The organism is Arthrobacter sp. PGP41, assembly GCF_002953935.1.
In the GTDB taxonomy this organism is placed as follows: Bacteria; Actinomycetota; Actinomycetes; order Actinomycetales; family Micrococcaceae; genus Arthrobacter.
The window spans coordinates 264,606-283,289 of record NZ_CP026514.1; the positions used below are offsets into that span (position 1 = coordinate 264,606).

Genomic DNA, 18,684 nt, shown 5'->3' on the forward strand with positions numbered 1-18,684 from the left:
GGGTGAACTGACCGCCAACGGTGGGTATCCTTAGGTGACTACACCGCCGTTCCGGTCCAGCCAGCAGCCAACTCGGCGACAGCGGAATGAATCAGGAAACAGGGGCCCACCATGGATGTTGCACCCGGGCTGGCGGGTGAAGAGGACCTGTGTGGCCCCTACCTGGAGAAACTGCCCGTCACCGGCGCCGCCGTATCCCTTTTTGGCGGCGCGACAGCTGAAACCCTGGTCTGTGCCACCGACGCTTTGGCTGCCCGGCTTGATGAACTTCAGTTCAGCCTGGGCGAGGGGCCGCGCTGGAGGGCAGTCCGGAGCCGGTTGCCCGTACTGGTCCCTGACGCGCAGGGGGTTCCGCACCCGGAGTGGCCAATGTTCCATCAAGCGATCAACGGCACGGAAGCCGCTGCCCTGTTTGTCTTCCCGCTGACCATCGGTGCTGCGGACCTGGGCGTCGTGGAGCTGTATCACTCTGTACCGGGAACGCTGAGCAGATCCCACCAGGCAACGGCGGCTACGCTTGCCGGCCAGACCTCTTGGCATCTCCTGCGACAGATCCTGACGATCAGCTCGCCGGACACGGACCCTGCCCTCGATCCGGCCCTCATGCCGCGCCGTGAAATCCACCAGGCAACGGGCATGGTGCTCGCCCAGTCCGGCACCACGGCCACGGATGCGCTGCTGCTGCTTCGCGCCCACGCCTTCGCCCACGACCTTACATTGCGGGAGACTGCCCAGGCAGTCCTCGACGGCCGGCTTAGCTTCAGCCCGGGCGGCGGCCGCAGCCCGGAGAGCAGGTCACTGAAGTAAAATAACGCCATGGCAACGACTACCCGCGCCGAGCGCGTCAGTGGGGCGTTCGTGAAGCTCACGGACACCTTGGTTGCGGACTACGACGTCCTCGACCTGCTCCACACCCTGGTTGAGGAATCCGTGGGGCTCCTCGACGTCGCGGCGGCGGGCCTGGTTTTGGCTGATCCCAGCGGGGAGCTCCAGGTCCTGGCTTCCACCAGCGAGGAAAGCCAACTGGTGGAAGTGCTCCAGCTGCGGGCCGGGGAAGGGCCCTGCGTCGAATGCTACATAACCGGCAACCCGGCAGCAGTAGACGACATTCGGACCCTTGACCGGTGGCCGGACTTCAAGGCGGCGGCGCTGTCCCAAGGCTTCCGCTCCGTGCACGCCGTCCCAATGCGTCTTCACGGCCGGACCATCGGCGCCATGGGGCTCTTCGGATCCACTCCGGGTTCCCTGACTGCGGAGGATTCCGCCATTGGGCAAGCACTGGCCGACGTAGCCACCATTAGCCTCGTGCAGGAACGCACCATCAGGGAGGCGGCCCTGGTCAATGAACAGCTGCAGCGGGCCCTGAACAGCCGCGTGCTGATTGAACAGGCCAAGGGAGTTATCGCACACACCGCCGGAGTGGACATGAAAGAGGCCTTCAGGCTGCTCCGGAACCATGCCCGCGCACACAACGAAGGACTCCATGAGGCGGCAGGCCGGATCGTGGACCGCAGCCTCACGCTTTAGCCGGGGCCGGTCCTGATCGTGCCTGCCCCCCCGGAATCGTGGCTGAATTTCAGAGTGGCAGGTGGCCGCGGTACATGAGCTGTTCCAGCAGTGCCTGCTCCGGCTCGCCTGGATGCCGTGCTACGCAGCGGCGGAGCCGGGCCCGTGCCAGCTCCTCGCCGGGTGACTTGCCGCAGAGCACTTCGTCGATGACTTCCTGGGCCTGCCACCGGAGGGACTCGATGGCAAACTGCCGGATCTCGGCCGGCGTATCACTGGCCATCCATGGCTCCGGATCCGAGGGCACGGCTGGGAACATCCGCTCTGCTGACATAGGGGCCTCCTTGCACCAATCCGAGGGGGCCGGTCAGGGCCTCCGCGGCGTCAAAAGCATGTTGGAAAAACATTACAACGGGAAAGACCGGTCTGTCTCCCCTCCGGAGTAGACTTAGGGTCCTATGAGTCCAGAGGCAGAAGTCCCTCCGTCCCCGGTGTCAGCACCGGTGGTGTCACCTGAGGGCCATGCACATTCCGTGGACCGGATCATGGCCGTGGCCTATGAGCTTTTTTCCCAGCGGGGCGTGCGGGATGTTGGCGTCAATGAGCTGATTGAACGGTCCGGGGTTGCCAAGGCGACCTTCTACCGGCACTTCCCCTCCAAGGACTCGCTGGTCCTGGCCTTCCTGGAACAGCGGGACAGGCAATGGACAGTGGGCGCCATCGTGTCGGAGGCCCGCCGCCGGGGAAGCACGCCAGCCGATCAGCTGCTGGCCATCTTCGATGTGTTTGGCGACTGGTTCCTCCGGGAGGACTTTGAAGCCTGCTCCTTCATCAACATCCTGCTCGAGATGGGCCCGGCCCATCCGCTGGGGCAGGCAAGCATCGACTACCTGGCGAAGATCCGCGGGCACGTGCAGGCCCTGGCCGAAGAGGCGGGGCTCCAGCGGCCGGAGGAGTTTGCCCGGTCCTGGCACATCCTCATGAAGGGCTCGATCATCTCGGCCACCGAGGGCGACATGCAGGCCGCCAAACGCGCACAGCAGATGGCGGGCTGGCTGATCCAGCACCACCGGGGCTAGAAGCCGCGCTCGGGCTTCCGGGGAGCGGAAGTGCTGGACCGCACCACCAGTTTGGTCTGCATCAGCTCATCGGCCGGCCCTGCGGCCTCCGCGTCATCCTGCACCAATGCCAGCAGGCGCTCCACCGCCCGCATTCCCTGGTCCCGGGGAAACTGGTCGATGGTGGTCAGGCCCAGGATTTCGCCCATCTCGTGGCCGTCCACACCAATGACGGAAAGATCGTCGGGGATCCGGAGCCCGAGGTCGCGGGCGGCCAGCATCGCGCCGAAGGCCATTTCGTCGGAGGCGCAGAAGATCGCGGTAGGCCGTTCACCGGCATCCGCCAGCAGATGCTTTGTCTGGCTGTACGCATCGTTCGCCGAGTAATCGGAGATCAGGGACCACGCCTCGCGAACCGGCAGGCCGGCTGCCTCCATTGCTTGTTCGTAGCCGGCGTGCCGTCCGCTGGAGATCTCGAAATGCCGCCCATACTCATGCTCGCCGCCGAGGTGGGCCACCCGGGTGTGTCCCAGGCTGATCAGGTGGTTGGTTGCGCGGCGGCCCACCCTCCACATCGTCGATCCGGAGGGTGGGAATCTCCGGGAGCGGGCCACCTACGCCCACCACCGGGATTCCGGCAGCGAGGATCTGTTCGGTCTCGTGGGCGTTGAGCTGCAGCGAGACTGCCAAGACGCCGTCAAGCCGTTTGCGCAGCAGGAAATCCCCCAGCACCGATTCCCGGTATCGGTCGCCCTGGAAGTCGTAGAGGGTGAGGTCGTAACCGGCATCCATCAGGGCGGAATTGGCGCCTTCCAACAGCGTGGCGAAGTACCACCGGTTGACGAAGGGCAGCACCACTCCAATGTTGTGGCTGCGACCGCTCGCCAGGCTCGAGGCATGGTAGGACATAACGAAGCCAAGCTCACTGGCTGCCTCGGTCACGGCCTGCCTGGCCCGGCTGGAAACACTGCCCTTGCCGCTCAACGCACGCGACGCCGTCGCCTGCGAAACCCCCGCCAGACGCGCTACGTCCCTGATTCCTGCCACTGACCCTCTGCTGTTCCGCTTGGCGCCATGCGCAGCCAGATGCACTGCGCAGGACCCAGCTTACGCTGGTCAGCAGCGTCCCCATCCGTGCTAAGGAGGATCTCCAGGCGGGGCAGCTCAACCGGCTCTTCGCCCATGTTCATCATCACCAGGACGCCATTGTTGGCAAACGAGATGCAGCCAGGCGAAGTGAAACCGTCAAGCCAGGCCAAAGATCCGGCACCCAGCTTGAGGGCACGGCGAAGCCCCAGTGCGCGGGTGTACAGCGACAGCGCGGAGGAAGCGTCCTGCCGCTGCACATCCCTGGACAGCGCTGCCCAGGCCCGGGGTTGCGGCAGCCACGACTCGCCCGTGCTGTTGAAGCCGAAAGCCGGCGCGGCCGCCTCCCATGGCAGGGGTACCCGGCAGCCGTCGCGGCCGATGCGTTCCCCCGCGGTCCGCCGAAATGAAGGGTCCTGGCGGAAAGTGTGGTCCATAGTGGTGTGGTCCGGCAGGCCCAGTTCCTCACCCTGGTAAAGGTACACGCCGCCAGGCAGCGCGAGCATAAGCATCGAGGCCGCCACCGCACGGCGCAGCCCAAGCTCAGCGTCGGGCTGGACGTCTTCCGCGCCCAGGCCGTCACCGGGGCGGGCCGGCGGGTCGATGATGCCGAAGCGCGTGGCATGCCGGACGACGTCATGGTTTGAAAGCACCCATGTGGTGGGCGCACCCACGGAATCGAACATCCGCAGTGAGCTTTCAATCACTGCACGCAACCTGGCGGGATCCCACGGGGTGCCCAGGTACGCGAAGTTGAAGGCCTGGTGCATCTGGTCCGGCAGGACCCAGTTGGTCAGCCGGGACAGGGGATCAATGCTTGCCTCGGCACAGAGGATGCGCTCGCCGTCGAACTCGGCAAGGACCTCGCGCCACCGGCGGTAGATGTCGTGGATTTCCGGCTGGCCGAACATCGGCGCCAGATGGCCCGGGAAGTCATCGGTGCTGACGCCGTCGGGCCGCCCATGCCAGTCCGGCAGACCCTCCGCCTTGACCAGGGCGTGGGCCACGTCCACCCGGAAACCGGCGACGCCGCGGCTGAGCCAGAAGCGCAGGATGCGCTCAAATTCGGCCTGTACCGCCGGGTTGTCCCAGTTGAAGTCCGGCTGGGAGGAATCGAAGAGGTGCACGTACCACTGTCCCGGCTCGCCGGACGGCTCCGTGACGCGGGTCCAGGCCGGTCCGCCGAAGTGGGACTGCCAGTTGTTGGGCGGCAGTTCACCGGCATCCCCGAGCCCGTCCCGGAAGATGAACATGTCACGTTCGGGGCTTCCCGGGCCGGCCTGGAGCGCTGCCTGGAAGAGCGCGTGGTCCGAGGAGCCGTGGTTCGGGACGAGGTCGATGATGACCCGGATACCCAGGGAATCTGCCCGGGCAACAAGGGCGTCAAAATCGTCGAGGGTGCCGAACACGGGGTCTACGTCGCAGTAATCGGCAACGTCGTACCCGCCGTCGCGCTGCGGCGAGACATAGAAGGGCGACAGCCAGACGGCGTCGACGTCGAGTTCAGCCAACTGGTGAAGCTCGGCTGTGATGCCCGGAAGATCGCCTTGCCCATCGCCGTTCAGGTCCCGGAACGAGCGCGGATAGATCTGGTAAATCACCGAGGACCGCCACCACTCCGAGCCTTCGTCTGCCGGGTGGACGGGCACCAGGCGGGCGGCGGAGACGTCAGGCTCTGCAGGGGAAAGTGTGTTCGTCATCGTGACATCGTAGCCGCAGTTGCACCAAAAATGGAAAGGCTTCCAAGAAATTGATACCGATGCTTTCCGCGACAAGGGCGGGTCTTTAGCCGCCTACCGTGTGAATGGCGGTGCATGTGACGCCATTTTCCTAAGGGGCTGGACAATCAAAAATGGAAGCGCTTACAGTTGGGTGACGCAAATCACCAGCCGGCTCCCTTCCGCGGAGAAACGGCACGCTTTCAAAGGAGAAACATGAGTAGGATTCAGGGTGCTCTCGCAGTTACCGCTACCGCGGTGCTGCTGCTTACGGGGTGCGGAAACGGTGCCGAACCAAAGCAGGCAGCCTCGTCAGCACCGGCCGCGGCGGGGTCCACCGCCGCCCCCGAGCGGGCGGATGCCGACCTGGTGATCTGGACGGACAACCTGAAGGCCGATTCGATCCGCGCATTCGCCGAGGATTTCGCGGCTGACAACGGCATCAGCGTGGCCGTCCAGGTCATCTCAGGCGAGTTCCAGACCGCCCTTGTGACAGCAAATGCTGCAGGCAATGGCCCCGATGTTTTCACCGGCGCGCACGACATGATCGGCAATCTCGTCCAGAACGGCTCCATTGATCCGCTGCAGATTGCCCCGGACCAGCTCAAGGGCTACGCCGAGACGGCAGTGAAGGCTGTGACCTATAACGAGTCGGTGTACGCACTGCCGTATGGAATCGAAACCCTCGGCCTTTTCCGCAACACAGACATCGTCCCTGAGGCGCCGCTGACCTTGGAGGATGCCTTCGCCAAGGGACAGGAGGCTGTGGCCGCCAAGAAGGCGGAAGTTCCTTTCAGCCTGCCGCAAGGGAACAGCGGCGATGCCTACCACATGCAGCCGCTGTACACATCCATGGGCGGTTACCTCTTCGGTTCGACACCACAGGGTGACCCCGATCCCGCGGACCTGGGCGTGGGCGCTGAAGGCTCGGTCGCTGCAGCCAAGAAGATTCACGCCCTTGGGGAAGCGGGCAGCGGCATCCTGAAACGCTCCATCAGCGTTGACAATTCGATCTCTTTGTTCGCTGACCGCAAGGCGCCGTACCTTGTTGCCGGTCCTTGGGCCCTGAACCAGGTTGAAAAGGCGGGAATCCCCTTCGAGGTGACACCCATTCCCGGTTTCGAGGGACAGGCCGCTGCCCAGCCCTTCGCCGGCGTTCAGGGCTTCTACGTTGCTTCGAAAGGAAAGAACGAAGCCTTCGCCCATGAGTTCGTGGAGAACGCGATGAACACCGAAGAGGGCATGACGCAGATGTTCGAAGGCGCAAAGCTGCCGCCGACCATGACCACGGTCCGGGACAAGATCGCAGGCCAAAACCCCGCCATAGAGACGTTTGCCTCCGCAGCGGAGTCCGCCCGGCCCATGCCGGCCATTCCTGAAATGGCTGCCGTCTTCGCCCCCCTCGGCCAGGCTTTTGCGGCCCTCGTGGGCGGCGCTGACCCGGAAAGCACGATGCGCTCCGTGCGGGAAACCATCGCTGCTGCAATCGGCAAGTAGCAAACCGGCCCAGGGGCCGTTGCATAAGTCTTCGGCCCCCTGGGCCCTGCTGCCCGGATTGACCTCCAGGAGAACCCCCATGATCAAAACACTCACGCGCCTGCAGCATCCCTCGTCGGCTGCCGCAAACGATCCCGGCACCCGCCGTGACATCACGACCAAACCGGTGTCCCTCTTTGCCAAAATCCTTGCACTGGGTACCGTGGCCGGTTCAGCCGCGGCACTTACCCCGGCCCTTATCGCCACGGGAAGGTGGGGTTTCCTCGCGGCAGTCTGGGGCATCGCCGGCATCCTGCTGCTGACATACATCACCGGCCGCGGTGTGCCTGCCAAGTACCTTGTGCCCGGCACCCTCCTGCTGGTGGTCTTCCTGGTGTACCCCATCGTGATGACGTTCCAGATGTCCACAACCAACTTCGGTGACGGAACCAGGACGTCAAAGGAAGAAACCGTCTCGCAAATAATCGGTTCTTCCGTCGTCCAGAGCCCTGACTCGCCGCGCTACAACCTCTCCGTGGCAACTGAAGGGAATCCCGCCACCGGACCGTTCGCTTTTCTGCTCGTGGAGCCCAAAAGCGGATCAGTCTTCCTTGGCACCCCCGGGGATGGGCTGCAGGAGCTTGAACCGGCTGACGTTACCGTCAGCGGCGGGTTCGTCACCAAAGCCGAGGGCTACCAGCTCCTGACGCCCCAAGAGGTCAACACCGCCAGCGACGCGCTGAAGGATCTTGCTGTGCCGACGGACCGTGGCGCCATCCGGCAACTTGGCATCCGGCAGGCGTTCGAGGGCGCCTCACCGCTCAAATACGACGAAGCCCGCGACGTCATCTCAAACACAGTGACCGGCGTGGACTACGCACCTGTGCTGCAGGGCGACAAGGAGTACTTCGTCGACGCAGAGGGGAAGCGGCTGTCCGACCAGTCCTGGCTGGCAGATGTGGGGTTTGCCAACTATCAGCGCATCTTCACGGACACGAGAATCAGCGCCGATTTCCTGCAGATATTTGCATGGACCTTCATCTTCGCAACAGTTTCGGTAGCGGGAACGTTCCTGCTTGGGCTGGGCCTCGCTGCCGCACTCAACGATCCGCGGATCAAGGGCCAGCGCTTCTACCGGGCCATCCTCATCCTTCCCTATGCCATCCCGGGATTTATCGCCCTGCTGGTCTGGTCCAGCTTCTGGAACAAAGACTTTGGCCTGATCAACAACGCCTTGGGCCTGGACCTGAACTGGCTCGGCGACCCCTTCCTGGCCAAGGCAGCCATCCTGCTGACCAATTTCTGGATGGGATTCCCCTACATGTTCCTGGTTTGCACCGGAGCCCTCCAGGCCATCCCCGCAGACCTGAAGGAAGCATCGCGCATCGACGGCGCCAGCGGATTCCTGGGCTTCCGGAAAATCACGTTCCCGCTGCTCCTGGTCACTGTCGCCCCCTTGCTGGTATCGACCTTCGCCTTCAATTTCAACAACTTCAACGCCATCTACCTGCTGACGGAAGGCGGGCCCTTCGATCCCGCCAATCCGACGGCGGGAGCAACTGACATCCTGATCAGCTACACCTACCGCCTGGCCTTCGGAGGGCAGGGCGCACAGCTTGGTTTTGCTGCAACCGTGTCAGTGCTGCTGTTCGTCATCACCGGCATCATCGCCGCAATTCAGTTCCGTTTCACGCGCACCCTGGAAGAGGTGAACTGATGTCGTCTGCCCACACACGTCTTGCTGAGGTACCCCTGCAGGAACCGGAAAAGATCCCGGAGTCCCGACGCAAGCACCAGCGAAACCGATGGTTCACAGAAGTCGGATGGCGTCACCTTGTGGCAATCGCCGCGGTGTCAGTAGCCCTGTTCCCCGTGCTGTTCATTGTCTCGGCGGCACTGAACCCGCTGGGCACGGTGGCGTCCACCAGCCTGATTCCTCGTGAAGTGAGCTTCGTGCATTTCGAAGCGCTCTTCACCGACCCCAACCGGCCCTACCTCCGCTGGTTTGCCAACACGCTGATCATCAGTACTGCCGTCACCCTTGGCCAGATTCTGTGCAGCGCCCTGGCAGCATACGCCTTTTCGCGCTTCCGCTTCAGCGGCCGGCGAATAGGCTTGCTCAGCCTTCTCCTCATCCAGATGTTCCCCCAGTTCCTCGCCGTAGTGGCGCTGTACCTCATGTTCACTGCCATCGGCGAGATAATTCCCCAGTTGGGCCTCAACACGCTCCTGGGCTACGGACTCCTGCTCATGGGTGGCGCGCTCTCGCAGGTGTGGCTCATCAAGGGATTCTTCGACTCGGTGCCGAAGGAGCTGGACGAGGCAGCAATCATGGATGGAGCCGGCCACGCCACCGTGTTCTTCCGCGTCATCTTCCCCCTGATAACCCCGATCCTGGCAGTCACCGGCCTGCTGTCCTTCATCGGCGTGCTGGGCGAATTTGTCCTGGCATCGATCTTCCTCACCGATAACGACGTCAAGACCCTGGCTGTCGGACTGTACGCCACCATCGACGCTGACCGGTCCGGGAACCTCGGCGTGTTCGCCGCCGGAGCCCTCCTCACCAGCCTGCCCGTGGTCCTGCTTTTCCAGTTCCTGCAAAAGTTCATCACCGGAGGACTCACCGCCGGGGCGGTCAAGGGATGAGCGCCATGCAGCTGTGGGACCAGCCGCATCATGACGGTTCCGCAATGTACGTTTCCAACCCCACTCCTGAACTGGGGGACGCAGTCACGGTGTTCCTTCGGGTTCCCCGCGCCAGCGGCGTAACGAAGGCACTGCTGCGCGTATGCATCGATGGCGAACAGGCGCTGCTTGAGACGAGCATCGATCGTCAAAACGCGGACGAGTTCTGGCTGAAGGCTGGTTTCCTTCTGGAGAACCCGGTGGTGAACTACCGCTGGCTGCTGGATGGATCCCCGAGCGGGTACCAGTGGTTCAACGGGACCGGCCTGCACACCCGCGACGTGACGGACGCCTGCGACTTCCGCATCACTGCCTACTCCCCGCCTCCCGCCTGGGCAAACAGTGCCGTCCTCTACCAGATCTTCCCGGACCGGTTTGCAAAATCAGTCGACCGGCCGGCACCGGACTGGGCCATCCCCGAGGACTGGGAAAACAAGGTGATCGGGCGGGGACCCGAAACTCCGTATCAATACTTCGGCGGAGACCTCGACGGAATCACCACCCGCCTGGAACACATTGCCTCCTTGGGGGCCGACACCGTGTATCTGACACCGATATTTCCCGCCCGTTCAAACCACCGGTACGACGCATCCAGTTTCGACCAGGTGGATCCGTTGCTTGGCGGAGATGCAGCTCTGCGCCGCCTCTCCGGGGCCTTGCATGACCGCGGCATGCGCCTGCTTGGCGACCTGACGACCAACCACTGCGGGGACGCCCACGAATGGTTCAGGACAGCGGTTGAGGATCCGCAAAGCGTCGAAGCGGGATTCTTCCTCTTCACCGACCACCCTGATGAGTACGTGTGCTGGTTCGGGCATAAATCGCTGCCGAAGTTCAACCACAGCGATCCGGAATTGCGCCGGCGCCTGTACGAGGGCAAGGATTCCGTGGTGGCCCGCTGGCTGGGACCGCACGGATTCGACGGCTGGCGCATCGACGTCGCCAACATGACGGGGCGGCACGGCACCACCGACCTCAACCACATGGTTTCCACAACGCTGCGCCGGACCATGGCTGAAGCGGATCCGGAGGCGCTGCTGCTGGCCGAACATAACCACGACGCATCGCAGGACCTGCAGGTGGATGGCTGGCATGGCGTGATGAATTACGCCGGATTCACGCGCCCGGTATGGCAATGGCTGAAGCCGCCAGCCGCCGTACCGCTGGAGCCAGGGCCCTTCGTGTCCATCCCCCGGCTCTCCGGAAAAGACGTGGTTGGCTCAATGCGGGACTTCGCTGCGGCCGTACCCTGGCGCGCGGCCGCGCACGCCCTCAACCTTGTCGGGTCCCACGACACCTTCCGGGTAAGCACCCTGCTCGGGGACCCGCGGTTGGTCACGGTGGCATTTGGACTGTTGGCCACTATGCCAGGGATCCCCATGCTGTGGGCGGGTGATGAGATCGGACAGGAAGGCGTGAACGGTGAAGATGGCCGCCGCCCCTTCCCCTGGGACAATCCGGATGAATGGGACCATGAGAGGCTGGCCACCACCCGTGCTCTTTTCCAAACGCGGAACCAGTCGGAAGCCCTTCGACAGGGCGGACTGCGGTGGCTCGCAATTGGAGATGATGCTTTTGCCTTCCTTCGTGAATCAGCCAACGAAACGGTGCTGATCCACGCCTCCCGGGCCGACCATGCCGCCATCAGGATTCCCGCCCGGGTCGTCGGAACCCGCCTTCGCGGCCTCGCAGGGACCCCGGACGTTCACGCAGAGGCAAGTGGAGTGGTCACCCTGCCCAGCGCAGGGCCGGCCTTTGCCATGTGGAGCTGTGATCCGTCCGCTTAAGGCCGCTGTGCCGCGGAGGAAATGCTCAGCTTGCTTATGACTTTTCCACTTCCTAGGCTGGAAACGTCAGGCAATAGCTTCCGGGGCGCGGTCCGGTGCCCGCAAGGCGCCGGACCCGCCTCAGTCGAGGAGGAACAATGTCAGAACAGAGCATCGCAGGCAAGAAGGTGGCATTCCTGCTGACGGACGGCGTCGAGCAGGTTGAACTCACCAGCCCGTGGCAGGCAGTCAAGGACGCCGGCGGCCAGCCCACGCTCGTGGCCCCGAAGAGCGGCAAGCTGCAGGGTTACAAAGGCACGGAGAAGGGCGACACGTTCGACGTCGACCTCACCGTTGCCGAGGCCAACGCCGGTGACTTCGACGCGCTGGTCCTTCCCGGCGGCGTCGTCAACGCCGACCACCTCCGCGTGGACAAGGACGCCCAGGCGTTCACGCGCAGCTTCTTTGAACAGCACAAGCCGGTGGCATCCATTTGCCACGGGCCCTGGCTCCTCATTGAAGCCGGCGTGCTGCGCGGACGGAACGTCACCTCGTACCACACGCTCCAGACCGACCTGAAGAACGCGGGCGCCAACTGGACCGACGAGGAAGTGGTGGTGGACCAGGGCCTGGTGACCAGCCGCAAACCGGACGACCTCCCCGCCTTCAACGCCAAGCTGGTGGAGGAAATCGCGGAAGGCCGGCACGCCGGCCAGACCGCCTAGTTCCGCACCCAACCCCGGCAGTTCCCTCAGGCTTTAGAGAAAGTTCCGGTGTGGAGGAATTACTCCACCCGGTAGAGTGTTGGCACTTGCAGCGGCCATGTCCGCGCATCATCCATACACTCCCTGGGGGAACACCCATGTCTACCGAACTCTCTCCAAACGCCAAGGGCCAGTCCGTCCAGGCCGCAGGATCCAAGCCCGCCGCACCGGAGAAAATGTCCCGGGAGTCCGTGACCATCATCAGCACGCTGCTGGTGGCCACCTTCGTGGTGATCCTCAACGAAACCATCATGAACGTGGCCCTGCAGCGGCTCATGGTGGACCTCCGGGTGGATGCGCCCACCGTCCAGTGGCTCTCCACCGGCTTCATGCTCACCATGGCCGTTGTCATCCCCACCACCGGGTTCATCCTGCAAAGCCTCTCCACACGCGCCGTCTTCATGCTCGCCATGGGGCTCTTTGCCGGCGGTACCGCGCTCGCCGCGGCGGCTCCCGGGTTTGAGATCCTCCTGCTGGCGCGTATCGTCCAGGCGGGCGGCACCGCCATCATGCTGCCGCTGCTGATGACCACCATCCTCACCCTGGTTCCGCTCGCCAAGCGCGGGGCCGTCATGGGCAACGTCAGCATCGCCATTTCCGTGGCTCCGGCCATGGGCCCCACGGTGTCCGGGCTGATCCTTGAGCATTTCACCTGGCGTTTTATGTTCGTGTTCGTCCTCCCGGTGGCCCTCGTGGCGCTCGCCATCGGCGCGAAGTACCTGACCAACGTGGGGGAGACGGAGAAGACCAGGCTCGACTTCCTCTCGGTCCTCCTGACCGTCCCCGCGTTCGGCGGGCTGGTCTACGGGCTCAGCCAGATCGGCGGCGGCCACGGCGGCCAGGCCGGTCCGGGCGCGCCCGCCATCGCCGCGCTGGTGATCGGCGTCGCCAGCCTCGCCGTCTTCATCCTGCGCCAGGTGCGGCTGCAGAAAGCCGAAGCCCCGTTGCTTGACCTGCGCGCCTTCAACTTCCGCATGTTCACGGTGTCCGTCCTGCTGATGGTGGTGGCCATGATGGCGCTGTTCGGCGGCGTGATCCTGCTGCCGCTCTACCTGCAGGAAATCCGCGGCCTCGGCTCCCTTGAAACGGGACTCGCGCTGCTTCCCGGCGGCCTGGCGATGGGCTTGCTCGGCCCGGTCATCGGCCGGCTGTTCGACAAGGTAGGGCCCCTGCCGCTGACCGTCACGGGTTCCATCCTGATGGTTGTGTCCCTCTGGCAGTTCTCAATGCTCGACGCCGGCACGTCCGTTGCGTGGATCGTCACCTTGCACGTGGGGCTGAGTTTCGGGCTGGCGCTGCTGTTCACTCCGGCGTTCACCACCGGTTTGAACCCGCTGCCGCCGCACCTCTACTCGCACGGGTCCGCGATCATGAGCACGACGCAGCAGGTTGCGGGCGCAGCCGGCACGGCCCTGCTGGTGTCGATCTTCGCGGTGGTTTCGGCAGCGTCCGGCCTCGTGGCGGGGATGAGCGCCGCGTTCCTTACGGCAACCGTCATAGCCTTTGCCGCCGTCGTACTTTCCGCCATGATGCGCAAGACCGAAGGTGCCGGGCCGGGTCACGCGGCCCACTAACCGGCCCCCGGCCTGCCCAACTGAGTAGCGCCAAGTGTCGTTTTGACCGCTCAAAACGACACTTGGCGCTACCTACTTGGGCTAGCCGGCGAAAAAGTCCGCCAGCTCCTTGATGAGCCTGTCCGGGGCTTTGATGACGCCGTCGTGGCCCAGGCCCGGGAGGATCGTGTAGCTGGAGCCGGAGAGGACGTCGTGGATCTGGCCGCAGGCCACGCCGAAGTACGCCGGGCTCTTTTCGCCCACCACGATCAGGGTTTCCAGCGGCAGTTCCAGGAACGGCTCGGCCGGCATGTCCGCCGCGATGATTGCCTTGATTTCCCGGACGCCCGTGCGCATCAGCTCGCGCTGCTGCTTTCCCTCGCTGGTGCCCGCGGTGAGCTTGTTGGCGAGGGTCAGCATCGAGAGCGGCATGCGGGACGAAAAGGAGCCGCCTGCTTCAAGTCCGCGCTTCAGGACGGCGAGGGCGCGGTCATCGTCGCCGGCGGCAACTGCCCGCTCGTATTCCGCCGTCCAGTCGGCCTTGACGCTGTGGTTCACGGAGACTGCGGGATCATACACGGCCAGCCGCTCCACCGGCAGGGTCCGCGCCGCGTGCAGGGCAACGGCCCCGCCGAAGCTGTGGCCGAACACGTCCGTGCTCGAGGTGTGCTTCATGACCGTGTCCAGGTCGCGGATGTCCACGTCCAGGGTGTAATCCTCCGGCTGGGGGGATGACGAACCGCGGCCGCGGCGGTTGAACGTGTGGACCGGACGGCCCAGCGCGGCGCTGAGCTTCTGCGCAAACTTCGTGTAGTCCGCGGCGGTCACCATGGAAGGCGGGACAATAACAACGCCCGAACCGGCGGAAGCGAGTTCCGTGCCTGTGGAGAAGAGCTCCAGCGTGCCGCCGTCGGGGGTCCTGATGTTCTCACGCGTCATGTTCCGAGCCTAGCTGAGCAACCTGAAGGCAACCATCACGCGCGCTGCACCCCCGGAGACATTTTGGCCGTGGCCGGGCTCGGGATGGTCAGCCCAGGCGTGCGATGAGCGCCGTGCTCTGTTCCCGGATGGCCGGCAGTTCTTCGGCGAGTCCGCAGAGGATGAGCCCGGCGTCAGCCGCCTGCAGCGGAGATTCCGATGTTGCCAGTCCGTCTGCCCGCAGGTTGACCAGGGATTCGACGAGGCGGAACGCCAGGTCGCCCGGGTTCCCCGAAGCTGCGGCGGGACCCGCCGGGGACACGGCGGCGCCCAGTTCCCCGTACAGGTTCCGCAGTTCCTGCCGGTCCGCCAGGAACCGCGCGAACCGGCCGCCGCGGGCTTCGGGCAGGTGGTACAGGATTCCAAGGTTCCAGCGGGAGCTGCACAGTTGCGTGCCGTCATAAAGTGCGACGGCGTGAAGCCGGCCTCCCGGAGTCCCCTCGCCGTGGGGCAGGGCGGCCACCGCGCGGGCAAATGTCAGCCCGCCGAGCACGGTGCCCTCCAGCAGGTCCTCGAGGAGGTCGTCCTTGGTTTTGAAGTGGTGGTACAGCGAGGACTGCCTGATCCCCACGGCGTCGGCGATGGACCGGGTGGAGGTGTTGGCGAAGCCGTGCGTCGTGAAAAGCTCGGCCGCCGCATCCAGGATTTCCTCCCGGGCAGTCGCCCCGGGCCTGGAGGGCTGTTGGCTGCGGGGGCGTCCTGGTCCGGCTGAAGTCACCGCATCATTCTTGCACCCGGGCGGGCACGCCTTCGTCTCCGGGGCCGGGGTGAGGAGCCGGAAATGCCGTGGAAACAAGATGTCTTTGAGCCTTTTACCGAGGCGAAACTAGCTGGGGACATCGCGCTGGAAAACTATCAATTGACCGGTATTCCGCAGCTTTCGGCCGAGTGCTGCAGAACCGGCGGCCCCCGCCATTCCAGCCCCTGGAGAATCCGATGACCTCAACCATTGCTCCCGCCGTCCACGCGGACGACGCGGATCTGACGTCCCTTGGCTACGAACCCACCCTCCACCGGAAACTCGGCCGCTACGCTTCCTTTGCTGCCGGCTTTTCCTTCGTCTCGATCCTGACCACCATCTTCCAGCTGTTCGCCTTCGGCTACTCCTTCGCGGGGCCGGCCTTCTTCTGGACCTGGCCGGTGGTACTGGTGGGCCAGCTCCTCGTTGCCCTCAACTTCGCGGAACTCGCCGCCCGCTACCCGCTGTCCGGAGCTGTGTACCAGTGGGCCCGCCGCGTCGGGGGAGAGGGCGTGGGCTGGTTCGCCGGCTGGTTCATGGCCATTGCCCAGGTGGTCACAGCCGCAGCCGCCGCGATCGCCCTGCAGGTGGTGCTGCCCCAGCTCTGGGACGGCTTCCAGATAGTAGGCGGTGACCCCGCGCTCAACACCGTCAGCGGAGCCGCCAATGCAGTGATCCTCGGAGCAGTGCTCCTGGTGGCCACCACCATCCTCAACTCGCTCGGCGTCAAGCTGATGGCCCATGTGAATTCGGTGGGTGTCACCTGCGAGATCGTCGGCGTCGTGGCCGTCATCCTCGCCCTGATCAGCGCAGCCCAGCGCGGACCGGATGTGGTTGCGGACACCACGGTGCTCCAGACGTCCGACCTCGGCGCCGTGGGAGCCTTCCTGGTCTCCGGACTGATGGCCGCCTACGTGATGGTGGGCTTCAACTCCGCCGGCGAACTCTCGGAAGAAACCAAGGACCCGCGCCGGACAGCTCCGCGCACCATTCTTTCCGCGCTGCTCATCTCGGGCATCGGCGGGGCGCTCATGATCATCACGGCCCTGATGGCCGCGCCGAGCCTCGACGACGGCCGCCTCGCCACCGAGGGCCTGCCCTACGTCCTCACCGCCGTCCTGGGCACGTTCTGGGGCAAGGTCCTGCTGGTGGACGTGGCCATCGCCATCTTCGTCTGCACCCTGGCCATCCAGACCGCCGGTTCCCGGCTGGTGTTCTCCATGGCGCGCGACGGCAAGCTGCCCGCGTCCGCCCTGCTGTCGACAGTCCACCCCACCCGGGGTACGCCCATGTGGCCGTCGATCGCCATCGGCGCGCTGGCCGTCGGCGTCCTTGCCATCAACGTTGGCAACGCCGCCCTGTTCACCACCCTCTGCAGCGTCTGCATCGTCATGGTCTACATCGCCTACCTCCTGGTCACCGTGCCGCAGCTCCTCAACAGGCTCCGCGGCGACTGGAACCGGGTGGGGCAGGCGCTGCCTGAAGGACTGTTCTCGCTGGGCCGCTGGGGGCTTCCGGTGAACATCCTCGCGGTCCTCTACGGGGCCGTCATGGTGGTCAACCTTGCCTGGCCGCGTCCGGAGGTCTACGACCCCTCCGGCGAAAACGGACTCCTCCTTTACTCGGCGCCGCTGATGGTCGCCGTCGTTCTGCTCCTGGGGATGTGGGTCCGACGCCGGAACCTGGCTTCGAAGGACTGAGAGGCCGGAGCTTCACCCCGGCTTGCGGAGCAACAGCTCCGGAAACAACCACGCGCAACGAACCGCGCTCCAGAACAACACGGGATAGACATGACACAAGTAACCGCAAGCCCGGCACCGGCCGGCACCGCCACCACGGCAGGTGCCCGCGCCCACGCCCGGGAGCAGCACGGCAGGACCGTTGACACGATGCGGTTTGTGCCCGCCGCCTCCGCCCCCGACCGCCTGACCGCCGGCCTCACCGGGGACGCCGCCGCCCAGCCCACCTGGGCCGAATCCCTCGCCTTCGGGCGCTACACCACCATGACCTTGGCCCGGGGCACCAGGATCAGGCTCACGGACACCTCCGGCGACGCCTGCGTGCACGCCCTCCTCTACCGCGCCGGAGCCCTGCACGAACGGCTCAACATCGCGGACACCGTCAAGGTGCCCTGGCAGGCCTACCCCTCAACAGGCCACCCGCTGCTTTCCGACGCCGGCCGCCTGATGGCCACGATCGTCGCCGATGCCTCCTCCCGCCACGATGCCTTGACGGGCGCCACCACCTTGGAGGGAAACACGGCACGGTACGGTGCGGGCACCGCCCACAGTGCGTCCCCTGCCGCCCGCGAGCTGCTCACCCTTGGAGCGCTCAAGAGCGGCCTTGGCCCGCGTGATGTGGCGCCCTCGCTGACCCTTTTCAAGGGCATCACCGTGGACCCCGCCGGCAGCATCACCTTCACCGGGAGCGCCGGGCCGGGTGCCGCCGTCGAACTCCTGCTCCAGCTGGACACCGTGCTGGTACTGGCCAACACCGCCCACCCGCTGGACCCGCGCCCTGACTTCACCGGCACTGCCGTGGACATCGTGGCCTGGTACGCGCCGCAGGACCTGGCGGCACTGGAATCCGGCGCACTCACCGGGCCGCTGGCTCCCGAACACCTGCAGGCCCTGCGCAACACCGAACACGATCTGACCGCGAGGAACTCCCGATGAACACCGCCACCTACGCCTCTCCCGCAGCAGGCGCCCGCGACATTGCCCTGGTTTCCGGCGACGTGGTCCTCGACGAGCTGGTCGAGGCGCGCGGCCCCTGGTCCGCCGTCGTTTCCGCCGGCGATGTGCTGACCATTGTGGACCTTGAAGGCAACCAGGCCGTGGACTGCCTCCTGTACGCAGCAGGCGACACCTCCGTGCGGTACTCCGCCGCCGTCACCATTGCGCATCAGCAGTCGATTGTCCTGACCACGGGTTCCGTCCTGAGGGCGGAAACAGGCGCGCCCCTGATGACAGTCGTTGCGGACGAGGTGGGCGTTCACGACACCATCGGCGGCGCCTGCTCCCAGGAGTCCAACACCCTCCGCTACGGCCAGCACACCCGTGAACAGCACGCGTGCGTGGAGAACTTCCTGATTGAGGGCTCACGCTGGGGCCTCGGGAAGGGGGACCTGGTGTCCAACATCAACTGGTTCATGAACGTGCCCGTGGACCCGGACGGTGCCCTGGGCATCGTTGACGGGCTGTCCGCGCCCGGAAAGCGCGTGGCACTGCGGGCCGAGGTGGATACCCTGGTACTGGTTTCCAACTGCCCGCAGGTCAACAACCCGTGCAACGGCTTCAACCCCACCCCCGTCCGCATGATCGTCACCCGGCCGGAGGCTGCACTGTGAACTCCT

General features: G+C 65.2%; 18 protein-coding genes and 1 pseudogene. 12 read left to right on the forward strand and 7 right to left on the reverse strand.

Features of this window, described 5'->3' with window-relative positions:
• The first annotated feature begins 111 nt into the window (after window positions 1-111).
• On the forward strand, window positions 112-807 hold the full coding sequence (locus tag C3B78_RS01230) for a GAF and ANTAR domain-containing protein (RefSeq protein ID WP_104996452.1): 696 nt from the start codon (window positions 112-114) through the stop codon (window positions 805-807).
• A 9-nt stretch (window positions 808-816) separates the two neighbouring features.
• Window positions 817-1,527: a GAF and ANTAR domain-containing protein gene (locus C3B78_RS01235; protein WP_104996453.1), complete on the forward strand. Its 711-nt coding sequence runs from the start codon at window positions 817-819 to the stop codon at window positions 1,525-1,527.
• Window positions 1,528-1,576: 49 nt separating this feature from the next.
• Here the strand turns inward: C3B78_RS01235 and C3B78_RS01240 are convergent, their stop codons facing one another.
• Window positions 1,577-1,840: a hypothetical protein gene (locus C3B78_RS01240; protein WP_104996454.1), complete on the reverse strand. Its 264-nt coding sequence runs from the start codon at window positions 1,838-1,840 to the stop codon at window positions 1,577-1,579.
• A gap of 124 nt (window positions 1,841-1,964) precedes the next feature.
• On the opposite strand from C3B78_RS01240, the gene C3B78_RS01245 reads away from it, so the two are divergent.
• Window positions 1,965-2,585 (forward strand): TetR/AcrR family transcriptional regulator, encoded by a 621-nt coding sequence (locus tag C3B78_RS01245; protein WP_104996455.1) that lies wholly within the window; start codon window positions 1,965-1,967, stop codon window positions 2,583-2,585.
• On the opposite strand, the gene C3B78_RS20280 is transcribed toward C3B78_RS01245, so the two are convergent.
• The 4 genes and pseudogenes from C3B78_RS20280 to C3B78_RS01255 all read right to left on the reverse strand — a co-directional run bounded on the left by C3B78_RS20280 (window position 2,582) and on the right by C3B78_RS01255 (window position 5,350).
• Window positions 2,582-3,082, reverse strand: a complete 501-nt coding sequence (locus C3B78_RS20280) for a LacI family DNA-binding transcriptional regulator (RefSeq protein ID WP_324778344.1) — start codon at window positions 3,080-3,082, stop codon at window positions 2,582-2,584. The genes C3B78_RS01245 and C3B78_RS20280 overlap by 4 nt on opposite strands.
• On the reverse strand, window positions 3,057-3,506 hold the full coding sequence (locus C3B78_RS20285; RefSeq protein WP_324778443.1) for a hypothetical protein: 450 nt from the start codon (window positions 3,504-3,506) through the stop codon (window positions 3,057-3,059). Before C3B78_RS20285 ends, C3B78_RS20280 begins: the two co-directional genes overlap by 26 nt.
• Window positions 3,507-3,533: 27 nt before the next feature.
• Window positions 3,534-3,611 (reverse strand): annotated as a pseudogene (locus C3B78_RS20290) (LacI family DNA-binding transcriptional regulator); the annotation flags it as partial.
• Entirely contained in the window at window positions 3,590-5,350 is a 1,761-nt protein-coding gene (locus tag C3B78_RS01255) for a glycoside hydrolase family 13 protein (protein WP_104996456.1), read from the reverse strand. The pseudogene C3B78_RS20290 and the gene C3B78_RS01255, both read right to left, overlap by 22 nt.
• Window positions 5,351-5,584: 234 nt before the next feature.
• Here C3B78_RS01255 and C3B78_RS01260 point away from each other — a divergent pair, with 234 nt between their 5' ends.
• The 6 genes from C3B78_RS01260 (at window position 5,585) to C3B78_RS01285 (ending at window position 13,633) form a co-directional block, all read left to right on the forward strand.
• A complete protein-coding gene (locus C3B78_RS01260) occupies window positions 5,585-6,865 on the forward strand; it encodes a sugar ABC transporter substrate-binding protein (protein WP_104996457.1) in 1,281 nt (426 codons plus the stop codon).
• Window positions 6,866-6,944: 79 nt separating this feature from the next.
• Window positions 6,945-8,561, forward strand: coding sequence for an ABC transporter permease subunit (locus C3B78_RS01265; protein ID WP_104996458.1), 1,617 nt, complete (start codon window positions 6,945-6,947; stop codon window positions 8,559-8,561).
• 119 nt (window positions 8,562-8,680) lie between these two features.
• Entirely contained in the window at window positions 8,681-9,490 is an 810-nt protein-coding gene (locus tag C3B78_RS01270; protein ID WP_234005483.1) for a sugar ABC transporter permease, read from the forward strand.
• Window positions 9,487-11,316, forward strand: a complete 1,830-nt coding sequence (locus C3B78_RS01275; protein ID WP_199775303.1) for a glycoside hydrolase family 13 protein — start codon at window positions 9,487-9,489, stop codon at window positions 11,314-11,316. Before C3B78_RS01270 ends, C3B78_RS01275 begins: the two co-directional genes overlap by 4 nt.
• Before the next feature lie 137 nt (window positions 11,317-11,453).
• Window positions 11,454-12,020, forward strand: coding sequence for a type 1 glutamine amidotransferase domain-containing protein (locus tag C3B78_RS01280; protein WP_104996460.1), 567 nt, complete (start codon window positions 11,454-11,456; stop codon window positions 12,018-12,020).
• 137 nt (window positions 12,021-12,157) lie between these two features.
• Complete coding sequence (locus tag C3B78_RS01285) at window positions 12,158-13,633, forward strand: DHA2 family efflux MFS transporter permease subunit (protein ID WP_104996461.1); 1,476 nt, start codon at window positions 12,158-12,160, stop codon at window positions 13,631-13,633.
• Window positions 13,634-13,714: 81 nt separating this feature from the next.
• Here the strand turns inward: C3B78_RS01285 and C3B78_RS01290 are convergent, their stop codons facing one another.
• Together C3B78_RS01290 and C3B78_RS01295 are read right to left on the reverse strand one after the other, a co-directional pair.
• A complete protein-coding gene (locus C3B78_RS01290; RefSeq protein WP_104996462.1) occupies window positions 13,715-14,551 on the reverse strand; it encodes an alpha/beta fold hydrolase in 837 nt (278 codons plus the stop codon).
• 88 nt (window positions 14,552-14,639) lie between these two features.
• Window positions 14,640-15,308 carry a TetR/AcrR family transcriptional regulator gene (locus C3B78_RS01295; RefSeq protein ID WP_104996463.1) on the reverse strand — a complete coding sequence of 223 codons (669 nt, stop codon included), beginning with the start codon at window positions 15,306-15,308 and terminating at the stop codon, window positions 14,640-14,642.
• Between the two features lie 218 nt (window positions 15,309-15,526).
• Between C3B78_RS01295 and C3B78_RS01300 the strand changes: the two genes are divergently transcribed.
• The 3 genes from C3B78_RS01300 (at window position 15,527) to C3B78_RS01310 (ending at window position 18,678) form a co-directional block, all read left to right on the forward strand.
• Complete coding sequence (locus tag C3B78_RS01300; RefSeq protein WP_104996464.1) at window positions 15,527-17,029, forward strand: amino acid permease; 1,503 nt, start codon at window positions 15,527-15,529, stop codon at window positions 17,027-17,029.
• 90 nt (window positions 17,030-17,119) lie between these two features.
• Window positions 17,120-18,004 (forward strand): urea amidolyase associated protein UAAP1, encoded by an 885-nt coding sequence (locus tag C3B78_RS01305; protein ID WP_104996465.1) that lies wholly within the window; start codon window positions 17,120-17,122, stop codon window positions 18,002-18,004.
• On the forward strand, window positions 18,001-18,678 hold the full coding sequence (locus C3B78_RS01310; RefSeq protein WP_104996466.1) for an urea amidolyase associated protein UAAP2: 678 nt from the start codon (window positions 18,001-18,003) through the stop codon (window positions 18,676-18,678). The genes C3B78_RS01305 and C3B78_RS01310 overlap by 4 nt, the downstream gene beginning before the upstream one ends.
• Window positions 18,679-18,684 lie beyond the last annotated feature (6 nt).